Source organism: Nonomuraea gerenzanensis (genome assembly GCF_020215645.1).
Lineage (GTDB): Bacteria > Actinomycetota > Actinomycetes > Streptosporangiales > Streptosporangiaceae > Nonomuraea > Nonomuraea gerenzanensis.
Map to the genome: position 1 here is coordinate 11,544,581 of NZ_CP084058.1, position 15,328 is coordinate 11,559,908.

At 71.7% G+C, this 15,328-nt stretch carries 13 protein-coding genes; 4 read left to right on the forward strand and 9 right to left on the reverse strand.

The genetic code is table 11. The features are described 5' to 3' along the window. Positions 1 to 15 precede the first annotated feature (15 nt). The gene (locus LCN96_RS53850) at positions 16 to 708 is read left to right on the forward strand and encodes an aspartate/glutamate racemase family protein (protein ID WP_225270113.1); all 693 of its coding nucleotides are present in this window, start codon (positions 16 to 18) and stop codon (positions 706 to 708) included. Positions 709 to 743: 35 nt separating this feature from the next. On the opposite strand, the gene LCN96_RS53855 is transcribed toward LCN96_RS53850, so the two are convergent. Beyond that, positions 744 to 2,126 (reverse strand): UDP-N-acetylmuramoyl-tripeptide--D-alanyl-D-alanine ligase, encoded by a 1,383-nt coding sequence (locus LCN96_RS53855; protein ID WP_225270114.1) that lies wholly within the window; start codon positions 2,124 to 2,126, stop codon positions 744 to 746. Continuing rightward, on the reverse strand, positions 2,123 to 3,079 hold the full coding sequence (locus LCN96_RS53860) for a D-alanine--D-alanine ligase family protein (RefSeq protein WP_225270115.1): 957 nt from the start codon (positions 3,077 to 3,079) through the stop codon (positions 2,123 to 2,125). Before LCN96_RS53860 ends, LCN96_RS53855 begins: the two co-directional genes overlap by 4 nt. A 128-nt stretch (positions 3,080 to 3,207) precedes the next feature. Here LCN96_RS53860 and LCN96_RS53865 point away from each other — a divergent pair, with 128 nt between their 5' ends. Together LCN96_RS53865 and LCN96_RS53870 are read left to right on the forward strand one after the other, a co-directional pair. Beyond that, positions 3,208 to 4,176 (forward strand): zinc-binding dehydrogenase, encoded by a 969-nt coding sequence (locus LCN96_RS53865; RefSeq protein WP_225270116.1) that lies wholly within the window; start codon positions 3,208 to 3,210, stop codon positions 4,174 to 4,176. 184 nt (positions 4,177 to 4,360) lie between these two features. Then, the gene (locus LCN96_RS53870) at positions 4,361 to 6,034 is read left to right on the forward strand and encodes a tetratricopeptide repeat protein (protein WP_225270117.1); all 1,674 of its coding nucleotides are present in this window, start codon (positions 4,361 to 4,363) and stop codon (positions 6,032 to 6,034) included. A gap of 10 nt (positions 6,035 to 6,044) precedes the next feature. Here LCN96_RS53870 and LCN96_RS53875 read toward each other — a convergent pair whose 3' ends face one another. The 7 genes from LCN96_RS53875 to LCN96_RS53905 all read right to left on the reverse strand — a co-directional run bounded on the left by LCN96_RS53875 (position 6,045) and on the right by LCN96_RS53905 (position 13,952). After that, positions 6,045 to 6,848 (reverse strand): glycerophosphodiester phosphodiesterase, encoded by an 804-nt coding sequence (locus LCN96_RS53875; RefSeq protein WP_225270118.1) that lies wholly within the window; start codon positions 6,846 to 6,848, stop codon positions 6,045 to 6,047. Positions 6,849 to 6,948: 100 nt separating this feature from the next. Next, on the reverse strand, positions 6,949 to 7,848 hold the full coding sequence (locus tag LCN96_RS53880; protein ID WP_225270119.1) for a sugar phosphate isomerase/epimerase family protein: 900 nt from the start codon (positions 7,846 to 7,848) through the stop codon (positions 6,949 to 6,951). An 11-nt stretch (positions 7,849 to 7,859) separates the two neighbouring features. Further along, on the reverse strand, positions 7,860 to 9,953 hold the full coding sequence (locus LCN96_RS53885; RefSeq protein WP_225270120.1) for a PQQ-dependent sugar dehydrogenase: 2,094 nt from the start codon (positions 9,951 to 9,953) through the stop codon (positions 7,860 to 7,862). 196 nt (positions 9,954 to 10,149) lie between these two features. Then, entirely contained in the window at positions 10,150 to 11,376 is a 1,227-nt protein-coding gene (locus tag LCN96_RS53890; RefSeq protein ID WP_225270121.1) for a S1C family serine protease, read from the reverse strand. Between the two features lie 148 nt (positions 11,377 to 11,524). Next, positions 11,525 to 12,193, reverse strand: a complete 669-nt coding sequence (locus LCN96_RS53895) for a response regulator (RefSeq protein ID WP_225270122.1) — start codon at positions 12,191 to 12,193, stop codon at positions 11,525 to 11,527. Beyond that, entirely contained in the window at positions 12,190 to 13,350 is a 1,161-nt protein-coding gene (locus LCN96_RS53900) for a sensor histidine kinase (RefSeq protein ID WP_225270123.1), read from the reverse strand. Before LCN96_RS53900 ends, LCN96_RS53895 begins: the two co-directional genes overlap by 4 nt. 23 nt (positions 13,351 to 13,373) lie before the next feature. Further along, complete coding sequence (locus LCN96_RS53905) at positions 13,374 to 13,952, reverse strand: hypothetical protein (RefSeq protein ID WP_225270124.1); 579 nt, start codon at positions 13,950 to 13,952, stop codon at positions 13,374 to 13,376. Positions 13,953 to 14,079: 127 nt separating this feature from the next. Here LCN96_RS53905 and LCN96_RS53910 point away from each other — a divergent pair, with 127 nt between their 5' ends. Then, positions 14,080 to 15,321 (forward strand): serine hydrolase domain-containing protein, encoded by a 1,242-nt coding sequence (locus tag LCN96_RS53910; RefSeq protein ID WP_225270125.1) that lies wholly within the window; start codon positions 14,080 to 14,082, stop codon positions 15,319 to 15,321. Positions 15,322 to 15,328 lie beyond the last annotated feature (7 nt).

A 15,328-nucleotide genomic window follows, 5' to 3' on the forward strand; every position in this document is an offset into this window, starting at 1 on the left:
CTGTAGCCTGTCGCCATGCGAACCATCGGCCTCATCGGCGGATTAAGCTGGGAATCGACGGTCATTTACTACCAGATCATCAACCAACGCATACGCGAGGAGCTGGGCGGCAGCCATTCCGCGAACAGCCTGATCTGGTCCGTCGACTACACGACGGTGGAGGACCTCATCTTCGCCGATCAGTGGGACGACGTGGCCAAACTGCTGGCGGACGCGGGCGCCAAACTGGAGCACATGGGCGCCGAGCTGCTGCTCATCTGCAGCAACACCTTCAACCGGGTGTGTGACGAGGTGGCGCAGAACACGGGCGTGCCGGTGCTGCACATCGCCGACGCCGTGGGCGCGGAGGTGGTGTCCAGGGGCTGGCGCAAGGTCGGGCTGCTGGGCACCCGGTTCACCATGGAGGAGCCGTTCCTGCGGGACCGGCTGGCCGCGTACGGCTTCGAGGTGGTCGTGCCGGGGCGTGACAGGCGGGAGCTGGTCCATCGCATCATCTTCGACGAGCTGGTGCGGGGGGTGCTCCGGCCGTCCTCGAAGGCGGCCTACGTGGACATCGTGGCCGAGCTGGCAGCCGAGGGGGCCGAGGGGGTGATCCTCGGCTGCACCGAGATCGAGCTGCTGATCAGCGACGGGGACACCGCCGTCCCGGTGCTGCCGAGCGCCCGGCTGCACGCAGAGGCGGCTGCCAGGCTCGCCCTGGAAGGCTGACCACCCGGCAGCACCTCAACGCGCGTGGGAGCGCCTCACCCCGCAGCCAGCTCGCGTGCGCAGGCCCCCAGCCCGTACTCGCTGGACGCCTTGACGAACACCACGTCCCCAGGCTCGATCAGCTCGACCGCCAGCCGGGTCGCCTGGCCGACCTCGTCGACCGGGTGCACCCGCACGCCCGCGCCCGCGTCCTGGGCCTCCCGCGCCATGGCCCGCTGCCCCACGTCGTCGCCGACCGTGATCAGCACGTCGATGCCCAGCGTGGCCACCAGCTCGCCCATCTCGGCGTGCCTGGCCTGCGAGGCCTCGGCCTGCTGGCCCATCCCGCCGAGCACGGCGATGGTCCGGCGCCCGCCGGCCAGCGCCTTGAACGCGTGCAGCCCGGCCCGCATCGACTCCGGGTTGGCGTTGTAGGCGTCGTTGATGACCGTCACGCCGTCGGGCCGCTCGGTGATCTCGAACCGGCCCGGCGACCGGCGCGTGGCCGTGCTCAGCCCGGCCGCGATCTCGCCGGCGGACATCCCGAGCGCGACGGCCACGGCCGCGGCGCCCAGCGCGTTGGCCACCTGGTGGGCGCCGACGAGACCCAGCTCGACCCTGGCCCGCCCCGAGGGCGTGACCAGGTCGAACGCGGCCCTGGCAGCCTCGTCCAGCGTGACGTCCTCGGCCCGTACGACGGCGTCCGCCGACCGGCCGTACAGCACGACCTCGGCCTTGGTGCGCGACGCCATGCCCAGGACGTACGGGTCGTCGGCGTTGAGCAGCGCGTACCCGTCCGGCGGCAGCGCCTCGACCAGCTCCCCCTTGGCCTCGGCCACGTCCGCGAGCCCGCCGCCCATGCGCGAGACGTGCGCGGCGCCGACGTTGAGCACCAGGCTCAGGTGCGGCGGCGCGATCCTGGTCAGGTACGTCAGGTCCCCCTTCCTGCCCGCGCCCATCTCCAGCACCAGGTAACGGGTGCCGGCGTCGGCCCTGAGCACGGTGAGCGGCAGCCCCAGCTCGTTGTTGAACGAGCGGTCGGTCGCGATCGTCGGCGCCTTCGGTTCGAGGAGCTGGGCCAGCAGGTCCTTGGTCGTGGTCTTGCCCACGGAGCCCGTCAGGGCGATCACGGTCGGGTCGAGGCGGGAGAGCACGTGCCGGGCGAGCGTGCCTAGTGCCGTCTGTACGTCCTCGACCACGATCGCGGGCACCCCCACCGGGCGGGCGGCCAGCACGGCCACCGCCCCTGACGCCACGGCCCCGGCCGCGAAGTCGTGGCCGTCGGCGCGGGCGCCGGGGGTGGCGGCGAACAGGCCACCGGACAGCACCTCGCGCGAGTCGACCACGGGCGGCGCCGTCACCACCGCCTCCGGGTCGGGCACGTCGTGCAGGCCGGCGTCCAGCACCCGGGCGATCTCGGCCAGCGTCATCGCGATCATGAGCCACTCCTGGCGAGCGCCAGGTCGATGAGGCGGGTCAGCAGGTCCGGATACGGAACCCCGCTGGCCCCCCACGCCCTGGCATAGACGGAACGAGGGGTGAAACCGGGCATGGTGTTGATCTCCAGCACGTACAGGCGGCCCGTGTCCTCCTCGTAGAGGAAGTCCACCCTGGACAGCCCGTAGCCGCCGATCGCCCGGTAGGCGCGCAGCGACAACTCGCGCACCTCCTCCGACACCCATGCGGGCAAGGTGGCGGGAATAGTGGCGATCTCCGCGTGGCTGAGGTATTTGGCCTCGTAGTCGAGCCACTCGCCGTGGACGTTGAGCTCACCCGTCACCGAGGCCTCGGGGGTGTCATGGTCGCCGAGCACGCCGCAGATCAGCTCGCGGGCTGTCACGCCCTGCTCGACGATCGCCACCCGGTCATAGGTGAACGCCAGCTCGACCGCCTCCCGCAGCTCCTCGACCGAGGTGACGCGGGAGATGCCGATGGACGAGCCCATGTTGGCCGGTTTGACGTACATCGGCCAGTCGAGCGACTTCACCAGGCCCCACCGGTCGGTCGTGCTGCGCCACTCGTGCTCGCTGAACCAGACGTGCGGGGTGACCGGGATGCCCTCCGCCAGGAAGGCCCGGCGCATCGCCGTCTTGTCCATCGCCACGGCCGAGGCCAGCACGCCGCAACCCACGTACGGCAGGCCCAGCGTCTCCAAGTGGCCCTGGATGACGCCGTCCTCGCCGAACGGGCCGTGCATCACGGGGAAGACCACGTCCGCCACGCCCTTGCGCAACTCCAGCGGCCACCTGCCCTGCCGGTCGATGACGACCGGAAACGGGTCGAATCGTTGTTTCGGCATCGCGTCCAGCACCGCCTGCGCCGACTGCAGCGAGACCTCGTGCTCAGGGGACGGCCCACCTGCCAAGACAGCAACGCGTAAGCGTTCATTCATGTTGATCAGCCTTACTCACCGGGAGTGGACCCGGAGATTGCGGGATGTGTGGTTGATCACTTTTCCAAGCCATCGGCTGCCCATTTCTGCCCGGAAGAATAGTGACAAATGATTGAAGGGGACGAAGAATGCGTGCTGTCTGGTTGAGAAACTTCGGCGGACCCGAGGTCCTGCGGGTGGAGGAGACACCGGATCCGGTGCCGGGTGCGGGACAGGTCCTGATCGAGACCGCGGCGATCGGGATCACGTACGTGGAGACGCAGGTACGGTCGGGCTCCGCGCCCATGCCGCTGCCCGCGCTGCCGATCATCCCCGGCAACGGCGTGGCGGGCACGGTCGTGGCGGCGGGCCCCGGCGTGGACGCCGCGCTGGTCGGGCAGCGGGTGGCCACCACGACCGGCGGCTCGGGCGGCTACGCCGAGCTGGTGGCGGTCGACGCGTCCCTGCTGATCCCCATCCCCGACGGGCTGGGCTTCCGCGACGCGGCCGGCCTGCTGAACGACGGGCGCACCGCCCTGGGCATCGCGCGAGCCGTCGCGCCCGTGGCCGGGGAGTGGGTGCTGATCGGGGCCGCGGCCAGCGGGGTGAGCAGCCTGCTGATCCAGCTCGCCACGCAGGCGGGCGCGCGGGTGATCGCCGCCGCCAGCTCGCGGCCCAAGCTCGACCTCGCCCAGAGCCGGGGCGCCGAGGTGGGCGTGGACTACACCCGGCCCGGCTGGGCCGAGCAGGTCCGCGAGGCGACGGGCGGCGCGGGCGTGGACGTGGCCTGCGACCCGGCGGGCGGCGCCGTCGGGCGGGCGGCGTTCGAGCTGGTCCGCGAGGGCGGGCGGTTCCTCGCGTTCGGGGCGGGCAGCGGGTCGATGACGGTGGTCGCGGAGGAGGAGGCGGCCGGGCGCGGCGTCACGCTGGTGCCGATGGGCGCGGTCTTCTCCTCCCCCGAGGCCATCAGGGAGCTGTCGGTGCGGGCGCTGGCCGAAGGGGCCGCCGACCGGCTGCGGCCGGTGATCGGTCAGACGTTCCCGCTGGAGCGGGCCGCCGACGCGCACGCGGCCATCGCCAAGCGCGCCACGCTGGGCAAGACGCTGCTGATCCCTTGACGCCGCTGATCCCTTGACGTCGTTGATCCCCTGCCGCTGCCGATCCCCTGCCGCTGCTGTCCCCTGGCGCCGCTGATCCCCTGGCGCCGTCATCCTCCATTCCGGTGGGGCCGAAACAGTTGCGCCCGGCGATTGTCCGGTACTTTGGCAGAGTGGTGCGGTGTAGGCATAGCGAGGTCTCCCCATGGCAGGAATCCCCGCGGCACTGCGGCGGCGAAGAAGCCCCTTCATCGGCCCGCGGCCGTTCACCGCTCATGACGAGAGCCTCTTCTTCGGCCGCTCCGACGAGACCCGGGTGCTGCTGGAGCTGTGGCGGCGCAACCGGCTGACGATCCTGCACTCCGACGCCGCCGCGGGCAAGACCTCGCTGCTGCGCGCGGGCCTGATCCCGGCGCTGCGCGCGGACGACGCCAACGTGCTGCCGCTCGGCCGGGCGACCTCCTGCCAGGTCTGGCCGGCCCCCGCCCTGCCGGGCTCCAACCCGTACGTGCTGACCCTGTTGTCCTCCTGGGATCCCGAGGAGTCGCCAGGACGGCTGGCGGCGCTGTCGATCAGCGAGTTCGTCCGCGGCAGGCAGACGCACGGCGGCGACGGCCGGCCCGCCCCGCTCTTCGCCGCCGTGGACCAGGCGGAGACGTTCCTGCGCCGGCCGGAGCGCGACAGGGGGCACCGCCGCCGGCTGCTGGACGAGCTCTTCCAGGCCCTGGTCAGCCGCCCGGACCTGCGCCTGCTCCTGGCCGTACGCTCCGACTACCTCGACGACCTGCGCCACGTGGTGAAGGACGCCGACTCCCCCGAATGCGTCGAGTACCACCTCGGGCCCCTCACGCCCGAGGCCGCCGCCGTCGTCGTGAGCCGTTCGGCCCAGGCCATGCGGCTGCACTTCCCGGCCGCCGAGGTGGAGGAGCTGCTGGAGGAGCTGCGGACGATCAGGGACGAGAGCGGCCGGGCCACCCGGCTGACCCGCGCGATCGACCCCCTGCTCTTACAGGTCGCCGGCGCGCACCTGTGGCGCGATCCGCCCGGCCAGGACCACTCCGGCTCTCCCCGCCTGCGAGGGGAGGTCGACCAGGCGCTCGCCGGCTGGTGCGGCAGGACGCTCGCGGCGGCCGCGGCCGAGCACGAGCTGCCGCCGCGCGAGCTGGACGGCTGGCTGCGGCGCACGCTCCTGCACCGGGGCACGAGCGGCCCGGCCCCCGCGGCGAAGCTCAGCGACGCCTTCCTGCACTCGCTGGAGGACCGCCACCTCATCACGGACGCCCGGCACAACGCCGGCCCCGACCTGCGCCAGCGGCGCCTGCTCGACCCGCTGCGCAGGCTCGACCCGGGGCAGTGGCCGCAACCTCCGCCGGACCCGGCCGCGCTGCTGTGCGCCGCGGTGCGTGCCCGCGCCGAGGGCGAGCCGGGCCGGGCCGCACGGCTGGCCCACGAGGCCGCCCGGGTCTGCCCGGCGAAGGAGATGCGCGTCCGCGCCGACATCGAGACGCTGCTCGGCAACCTCTGCCACGAGCGGCGCGCGCCGGACGAGGCCGTCGCCCGATACCTGGCCGCCGCCACCCTGTTCGAGGCGCTCAACGACTGCACCTCGGTGGGCTGGATGCTGGCCGCGATCGGCCGCATCTCCCTCGGCCAGGGCAGGCGGAGCACGGCCATCGACCACATGGTGGCGGCCGTCAGCAGGCTCCCGAACGACCCGGTCGTACGGACGGGGCTCGGCCAGGCGCTGCGGGCGGCCGGCGAGACCATGGCGGCGCTCGACGTGCTGAGCCGCGTCCTGGAACGCGACAACGTACCGGAGGCCAGGTGGACCTGGAACGAGCTGGCCAGGGAACAGGGAGCGGGAGGCCCGCCCGCCTGAGCGGCGGGTGTCACGGGCGGCGGCCGGCCTTTACTAGCAGGTCGGGCCGGTTGGTCATGATGCCGTCCACACCGTAGGAGATCAGCCGGCGCATCAGCGCGGGCCGGTCGGCCGACCAGGTGTAGACGCGCATGCCCCGATCGTGCACCTTCTGGACGTACCGGGCGGTCAGCCCGGTGTGCGGCAGGGTGAGGCCGTCGGCGTACCTGGCCACCTGGGCGAGGCGCCCGGCGGCGGGCTTGCCGAGCAGCGCGATGGGCAGGCCGGGCACCATGTCGCGTAGCAACCGCATCGACTGCCAGCCGAACGCCTGCACGGTCAGCCGCTCCGGGGTCCACGCCGCGCGCTCCTCCTGCAGCTCGGCGGCCACCCGGCGGTCGATGTCCGGGCTGCGCGGGGAGTGCTTGATCTCCAGCAGCAGCCCGGCGCCGGTGCCGCGCAGCGACTCCAGGGCCCGCTTGAGCGTCGGCACGCCCTCGCCCCGGAAGCGCGGCGCGAACCACGAGCCCGCGTCCAGCCGCTGGATCTCCGCGAGCGTGAAGTCGGAGACCCACCACGGCTTCCGCTTGGGGAAGAGCTTCTCCACGTCGGTGGTGCGGCTCAGGGTCTCGTCGTGCATCAGCACGAGCCGGTGATCCTTGGTCTGCTGGACGTCGAACTCGCACACGTCGGCCCGCTGCGCCCTGGCCAGGGCGCAGGCCGCGATCGTGTTCTCCGGCGCGTGGGCCGCGCCGCCACGGTGGGCGATGTTGTCCACCTGCGGCGGCGCGGCGGTGATGAGCGCGGTGACGACGACGCCGAGCGAGTGGTACATACTTCCCCCCAGGCCCCATATGTCTCGGTGCGGAGGAAAGTTCCCAGACGGTCGTTTTCTACCGCGCGTCGGCGAACTTTTTAACGCTTCGGCGAACCTCCTAGAACCGGATCTTCCGCAGGTACCGGTAGCCGACCTGCGAGGTCTGCCTGGGCGTCACGTCGGGGGTGTCGTTCTCCACGATGTACTCCCTGACCCGGTGGGCGTCGAACACCCGGCGGAAGTCGATCGTGCCGGTGCCCAGGTCGGCCATGTCGCCGTCCAGGTGCCGGTCCTTGACGTGGTACTGCAGCACCCGCTGCGGCGCCCGTCTGATGACGTCGATCGCGAACTTCACCGGGTCCCTGGCCCCGCGCCCCACGCCGCCGGTGACCGCCCAGTAGATGTCGATCTCCAGGTGGACCAGACGCGGGTCCAGCTCGGAGGTCAGCACGTCCCAGGGGGTCACCCCGCCGCCGAGGTCGGTGGTGAACTCGTGGGCGTGGTTGTGGTAGCCGTAGCGCAGCCCCGCCTTGCGGGCGGCCTGCGCCTCGACGTTCATCCGCTCGGCCCAGCCCTTCCACTCGTCCAGGCTGTTCGAGGCCAGGTACGGCACCACCATGTAGGTCTGACCGAGGGTCAGCGCGTTCTGGATCTTCGTCTCCAGCGCGGCGTCGTCGGGGCTGATGCCGTCGTGGCTGGAGCTGGCCTCGATGCCGAGGCCGTCGAGGAAGTCGCGTAACTGCTGCGCCGTACGGCCGAAGTAGCCCAGCGCCAGCTCGACCTTCGGGTAACCGATCTCGGCCAGGTAGGCCAGCGTGGTGTCGTAGTTCTGGGCCAGGTCGTCGCGTACGGTCCAGAGCTGGATGCTGATCTGGCCCGGCGGGACCCGCTCCCTGCCGCCGTGATGGTGCGGTGGGCTCGCCGCCGCGGCCGGGGACGCGGCTGCCAGGGCGGCGGCGCCGAGTCCGAGACCCGCTGCCAGCAGGGAGCGCCTGCTGGGGCCGTAGCCGTAACACATGAGGGTGTCTCCTAACTCGTGGGCTCCAGCACGACCTGCGTGCTGGAGGTGAGCGGCGGCAGGCCGCCGGTGCCCGGGTCGGTGTAGGTGGCCACGAAGACGCCGGTGAGCTCGTCGGTCTCCGGGTCGTGGCCGCTCGGCTCGGTGGTCTGGATGGAGCCCGTGCAGCCGCGGGCCGTGGTCTGCGGGTGGCCGTGGTCGTCGTGGCCGAGTATGTAGTCCACGGTCACGTTCGCGCAGTTCACCGGCTGGTCGTCGGTGACGCGGACCTCGAACTCGACCACGTCGCCGAAGGTGAACGGCTGGCCGGCGACCGGCCGTACCAGCTCCACGACCGGTGCGGCGTTGCCGACCACGATCCGCACCGACGCGGACGCCGACCTGCCGCTGGGGTCGCTCACCCGCAGGGTGGCGTCGTAGGTGCCGTTCTGGGTGTAGGTGTAGGAGCCGCTCGGTTCGCGGGAGTCGACCCGGCCGTCGGCGTCGAAGTCCCAGGCGTAGCGGATCCGGTCGCCGTCGGCGTCGGTGGTGCCGGTGCTGGTGAAGCCGACGGTGAGCGGGGCCAGGCCGTTCGTCACCGTGGCCTGCACGGCCGGGATCGGCGTGTGGTTGCCGGTGTTGCCGATGTAGTCGATGCGGGCGAGCTGGGCGTCCGGGTTCTCGCTGAAGAAGCCGTCGCCGTACTCCAGGACGTAGAGCGCGCCGTCGGGGCCGAACTCCAGGTCCATCGGGTTGTCGAAGACGAACGAGGGCAGCACGGGCTCGATCCGCCTGCCGTTGCCGTGGAACGCCTTGACGTAGTCGCGGGTCCACTCGTAGAAGAGCGGCACGCCGTCGTAGTACCTCGGCCAGCCCACGGCCGTGCGGCCACGCGTGTCGGCCGGGTCGAAGTCGTAGGCCGGGCCCGCCATCGGCCCGATGCCGCCGGTGCCCAGCTCGGGGAACTCCGCCGACGGCCCGTACGAGTACCACACGTCCGGCTGGACCACCGGCGGCAGCCGGCGCAGCCCGGTGTTGCGCGGCGACTCGTTGACCGGCGCCGCGCAGTCGAACGTGGCCCCCGAGGTGCCGGTGGCGAAATCGTAGTCCACGTACGGCAGCCGCGCCGTCGCGCAGTACGGCCAGCCGTAGTTGCCCGCCTTGCGGACGACCGTCCACTTCCCGTGCCCGGCCGGGCCGCGCGCGGGATCGGCCTCCTGCTGGTCGGGCGAGTAGTCGGCGACGTACAGCTCGCCGGTGCGCCGGTTCAGCTCGATCCTGAACGGGTTGCGCAGGCCCATCGCGTAGATCTCCGGCCGGGTGCCCGCCGTGCCCGGCCTGAAGAGGTTGCCCCTGGGAATCGTGTACGAGCCGTTCTCACGGACGCTGATGCGCAGGATCTTGCCCCGCAGGTCGTTGGTGTTGCCGGAGCTGCGCTGGGCGTCGAAGGCCGGGTTCCGGTCGGCCCGCTCGTCGATCGGGGTGAAACCGTCGGACTGGAACGGGTTCGTGTCGTCGCCGGTGGACAGGTAGAGGTTCCCGGCGGCGTCGAAGACGATGTCGCCGCCGACGTGGCAGCAGATGCCCCGGTCCACCGGGACGTCGAGGATGCGCTGCTCGGTACGCAGGTCGATGGTCGTGCCGCCCCAGCGGAAGCGGGAGAGCCTGATCAGGCCCTTGAAGGGCGCGAAGTCCGCCGGGGTGCCGGTGAACGGCGCGTCGCCCTCGTTGACGTCCGGCGTCGCCGGGTCGTCGACGGGGGTGTTCAGCGGGGGCGAGTAGTAGAGATAGACCCAGTCGTCCTTCTTGGAGCCCTTGCCGAAGCCGGGGCTCAGGGCGATGCTCTGCAGCCCTTCCTCGTCGTGCTGGTAGACGTCGAGCCGGGCGGCGAGCGTGTTGAGGCCGGTCTTCGGGTCGTGTAACCAGACCTCGCCCTTCCTGGTCGTGTGCAGCACCCTGGAATCGGGTAGCACCGCCAGGTCCATCGGTTCGCCCGGGTTGTCGTTGAGCGTCACCTTCTGGAACTGGGAGTCGGGCGGCGGCGCCGCCGCGCCTGCTTGGGCGGCGCCTGCCGGCATGAGGATCGCCGCAGCAGTCAGGGCCGCGATTGCGGTTCTCGCGCTCATGCCTCTCTCCTTCGGTCTACTCGGGGGAATAAGAGAGGGCAAAGTAACGTGAATGTAACCCGAGTTACGCCGATCGAGGAGGGCCTAATCGTCACCGATCCGCGCATCTCCGCCTCGGATCGGATTAAGTGCACAACGCGGATCGCCCCCGCCCGTGCGGGCGGAGGCGATCTCGGGACGAGCAGGAGCGCGCCGGCTACTGCTGCTGCTTCTGCTCCTCCATGGTGACGGTCACGGTGTTCTCCTCGCCGTCACGCTGGTAGGTGATGGCGACCTGCTGGCCGACCTTGTACCCCCGCACCTGGCCGACGACCGTGTCACCGCCCTGGACCGCCGTCTCGCCGATCCTGGTGATCAGGTCCCCCTGCTTCAGCCCGGCCTTCTCGGCGGGGCTGCCCTGGGTCACCTGCCGGATGAGCGCGCCGGAGACGTCGCCGCTGGCGTCGGTGACGCTCACGCCCAGGTACACGTGGCTCACCGTGCCCTTGCTGATGAGCTGCTCGGAGACGTGCTTGGCGGTGTTCACGGGGATCGCGAAGCCGAGGTTGACGCCGTCGGCGGCGACCGCGCTGTTGATGCCGACCAGCTCGCCCGCCGCGTTCACCAGGGCGCCGCCCGAGTTGCCCGGGTTGATCGCCGCGTCGGTCTGGATCATGCCGCCGAGGGTGGTGGTCTCCGACTGCCGCTGCTGCCCCTGCCCGCCCCAGCCCGGCGGGAGCTGCTGCTCGTCCTGACCGCTCCCGGAGGTCACGGTACGGTCCAGCGCGCTGATGATGCCGGACGTCACAGTGCCGTCCAGGCCCAGCGGGCTGCCGATGGCCAGCACGTCGTCGCCCACCTTGAGCTGGTCGCTGTCCCCGAGCGCCACCTTGGCCAGCCCCGACACGCCCTCGGCCTTGATGACGGCCAGGTCGGTGGCCGGGTCGGTGCCGACCACGCTCGCCTTGGCCGTCTTGCCGTCGTTGAACTTGACCGTCAGCCCACCGTTCTGCCCCGACACGACGTGGTTGTTGGTCAGGATGTAGCCGTCCTGCGACAGCACCACGCCCGAGCCCTCGCTCGTCTGGCCCTGGATCATCACCACGGACGGCTGCACCTTCTCCGCCACCTGCGCCACCGTGAACTGGTTCGTGGCGGTGCGGAACACCGGGCTCGGGTTGCTCGCGGTGCTCGTGGCCACGGGCTGCGGGCTGCCCCCCGCCAGGTACGCGCCCACGGCCCCGCCGCCCAGCGCCGCCGCCGACAGGGCGGCCACGGCGGCCACCGCCAGCCCCGCGATCGCCTTACGGGTCAGCATGAACCCGGTCCGCCTCGGCGGCGGGGGCGGCGGCATCACCGGGTTCGGCCGGGTGAACCCTCCGGCCGAGGGCGGGGTGTCACCGAACTGGCTCCAGCCACCGGTACGAGGCTCGTTCGCGTCCATGTCATCTCCTGTAGTCCCGATGACACAAGAGTGAGCCCCGTGGCGTAAATACCGACTAAGCGGTGATTGCCCGGTATGCACACCTGCTGATCTCGGCCTTATCGCTGCTGGCAGCGGCGATCGCCCGTCCGGGAAAAATCCCGAAAAATCATTGGAAGTCGCCCGGCACGATCAGCCCCGTCTCGTACGCCGCGATCACCGCCTGCACCCGGTCCCGCAGCCCCAGCTTGGTCAGCACGTTGCTGACATGGGTCTTCACCGTGTGCTCGCTGACCACCATCTCCCGCGCGATCTCCGCGTTGGACAGCCCCCTGGCCATCATGCGCAGCGTCTCCTGCTCGCGCCCGGTCAGCACCGACAGCCGCTGCGACGGCGGGGCGGCGGCGCGCGGGGCGGCCCGGGAGGTGAAGTCGGCGATGAGCTTGGTGGTGACCGAGGGGGCGAGCAACGACTCGCCGGCCGAGACCACCCGTACGGCGTGCACCAGGTCGTCGCGCCTGACGTCCTTGAGCAGGAAGCCGCTGGCCCCGGCCCGCAGCGCGTCGTAGACGTAGTCGTCCAGGTCGAACGTGGTGAGCATGAGGACCCGGCAGTCCCCCTCCGCGCAGATGGCGCGGGCGGCCTCGATGCCGTCCATGACCGGCATGCGGATGTCGAGCAGGAGCAGGTCCGGGCGGTGCTCGCGAACGGCGGCGATCGCCTGCGCGCCGTCGCCCGCCTCGGCGACGACCTCGATGTCCGGCTGGGCGTCGAGGATCATGCTGAACCCGGCGCGGACCAGCTCCTGGTCGTCCGCCACCACGACGCGGATGCTCACGACGCCGCCAGCGGCAGCCGGACGAGCACCTGGAAGCCCTGCCCGCCGGGGCGCGGGCCGAGCTGCGCGGTGCCGCCGCACGCGGCTGCCCGCTCGCGGATGCCGATCAGGCCGTTGCCGCCCGAGGGGAGCGCCGGGGCCCTGCCCCGGCCGTCGTCGGTGATGTCGATCATGAGTGCGTGGTCCTGCCAGGTGAGGGCGACGTCGGCGCGGGCGGCGCCCGCGTGCTTGACGATGTTGGTGAGGGCTTCCTGGGTGATGCGGTACGCGGCCACCTCGGTGTCGGGCGACAGCGGCCGGGGCGAGCCCGAGGTGGAGTATGTCACGTGCAGCCCGGTTCCCCGGACCTGGTCGGCCAGGGCGGGCAGCCCTTCGATGGTGGGCTGCGGGCCGCGCGGGCCCTCCTCCTCCTTGAGCACGTTCAGCAGGCGGCGCAGTTGCACCATGGCGTCGCGCCCGGCGCCGGCGATGGCGTCGAAGGCGGCCACGGCCCTGGCCGGGTTCGAGGTGACCGCCACCGGGCCGGCCTCGGCCTGGACGACCATGACGCTGACCGCGTGGGCGAGGATGTCGTGCATGTCGCGGGCGATCCTGGCCCGCTCGCGCTCGGCGGCGCGCTCGGCCTCGATCTCGCGCTCGCGGGCCAGCCGCACGGCCCGCTCCTCCAGCGCGGCGGCGTGGGCCCGGGAGGCCGCCGCCGCGCGGCCGATGGCGTACGCGGCGACGAACTGCACGGTGCCGCGCACCCCCGACTCGGCCGAGCCGACGATGAGCAGGCCGCCGCCGAGCGTGATGGCGAACGGGATCCACCGCTTCCACCTGCTGGAGTAGGCGGCCAGCGTGTAGAGAGCCACCAGCGTCGTGTACCAGATGGGCTGGGCGGCCACCTCGTCCACGAGGTCGTAGAAGCCTGTGGGGACGCAGACGGACAGCAGCACGAGCACCGGTGCGCGGCGACGCCAGATCAGCGGCACCGCGGAGGCGACCACCACCGCGTAACCCCACCAGTGCCAGGGCCCGCCGTGCGGGTTCTCACGGGACAGGAACGGCCAGAGCTGCACGAGCAGCACCAGCGCCGCGAGCGCGCCGTCCACCAGGATCGTGGGCAGCCCGCCGTACCAGCGGCGGAACCGCGCGACCAACCGGGACTCGGACATAAGTCCCAATTGTCCCCTCCAGGTCACGCGACGGCGACCGCGTGGCGGGCCGGCGCCCGGCGCGCGAGCGGCACGAACGAGACCAGCAGGCACAGGGCGCCAAGCGGGATGAGGTCCTTGTCCATGAACGGCAGGGCGAGGTCGAGCAGCACCAGGACGGGCATCCACGCCTTGACCCTGCGCATGACCGCGAGCTGCAGCACGATCCCGAGCTGGGCCAGGTAGAACAGGAACGGGCCGCCGTCGTACACCACGATCGACACCCCGGGCACGCTCTGCACCTGGTCGAAGAGCACGCCCATCCCGTCGTGGTCGGCGGCCATGAACCCCACGACGAGGTCGATGCCGAACTGGGCGAGCAGCGTCGCGATGCCGGCGGTCCCGGCCACCGCGGTCACGGTGGACAGCGTGCCGCGGCCCGCCATGGCGCGCAGCTGCCAGAAGATCTGTGCGAACAGGACCAGGGCGGCCATGAACGCGAGGTGCCCGGCCGTCCAGGCGAGGCCGGGGCCTCGGCTGCCGTCGAGCCCGTCGATGATGCGGATCACCCCGTAGGCGAAGGTGAGCAGGGGTGCGGCGATGAAGGCGATGCGGGAGTTCATGGCGGCAATCCTGGTCCCGGGGAGGGAGGCCGGGCATCGCCGGTGCGAGGGATTCGGCGGCTCACTCGTGCGAGGGAGACGGAATGGGTCGCGTCGGCGATCCGCGGCGGGGGTGCCCGCCAGCAGGATGGTCGACGTTCCCAGCGACCTGGAGGAGATCACCTTGTTGAAGACCGCAGCCGCCTGCCTCGCCCTGGCCACCGCCCTCGTGGCCGCACCCGCTCAGGCGGCCACGTCCGCCACGCTGACCTGCCCGGCGCCCACCGTCATGCGGCCGGACCCCGGCGCCGTGGTCCCGCCGGTCGACCAGGCGGCGCTGAGCAAGTCGATCGCCGGCCTGCCCGCCGCCGACGCCACCGCGGCCGTGGTCCGGGTGAGCGGCTCGAAGGGCTCGTGGCGGGGCGTGAGCGGCGTGGCCGACGTACGGACGGGGCGCGAGGCCGCGCAGCACGTGCGCTTCCGCGTCGGCAGCGTGACGAAGGTGTTCACCACCGCGGTGGTGCTGCAACTCGTCGCGGAGGGCCGGCTCTCGCTCGGCGACACCGTCCAGGACCACCTGCCCGGCCTGCTGCCCGCCTCCTACCCGGACGTCCAGGTGGGCCAGCTGCTCAACCACACCAGCGGCCTGCCCGCCCCTGAGCTGCCTGAAGGCTTCGAGCACGTCTACGAGACCAGGTTCGACAGGTGGACCCCGCAGCAGTACGTGGCCCTGGCCGTGCGCAACCCGATCGAGTTCACCCCGGGCACCAGGCAGCACTACCTCAACATCAACACGTTCGTGGCCGGGCTGCTGATCGAGCAGGTCACCGGCGAGACGTACGAGCACGAGGTGACGAACCGGATCCTGCGCCCGGTCGGCATGCGCGACAGCTACCTGCCCGGCACCTCGACCACGATCAGGGGCCCGCACCACCGGGGCTACCAGAGCGTGCCCGCGGGCTTCGCGAACGCCATCCCCTACGGCGACGGATACGTGGTGGACATGACCAGGACCAGCGTCACCTCGACCTGGGCGTCGGGCGACCTGATCTCGACCGCGGCGGACCTGGAGAAGTTCGTCAAGGCGCTGTTCTCCGGCGAGGTCGTGCCGCCTGCCCAGCTGGAGCCGATGTTCACGGTGCCGGACGTGACGATGTTCGACGAGTGCGGCAACCAGCCCGCGACCTACACCTCCGGCCTGACGAAGATGGTGCTGCCGGACGGGATCGTGGCGTACGGCAAGACCGGGTCCCGCTACGGCTACACCACCGGGGTCGGCGCGACCAGGGACCTGTCGAGGACCTTGGTCTACTCCGTCAACTCCACCGACGCCAAGTCCTCCGGCCAGAACCGGCGCACGCTCGGCATCGTGTTGGCCTCCTTCGCCTGACCGAGCA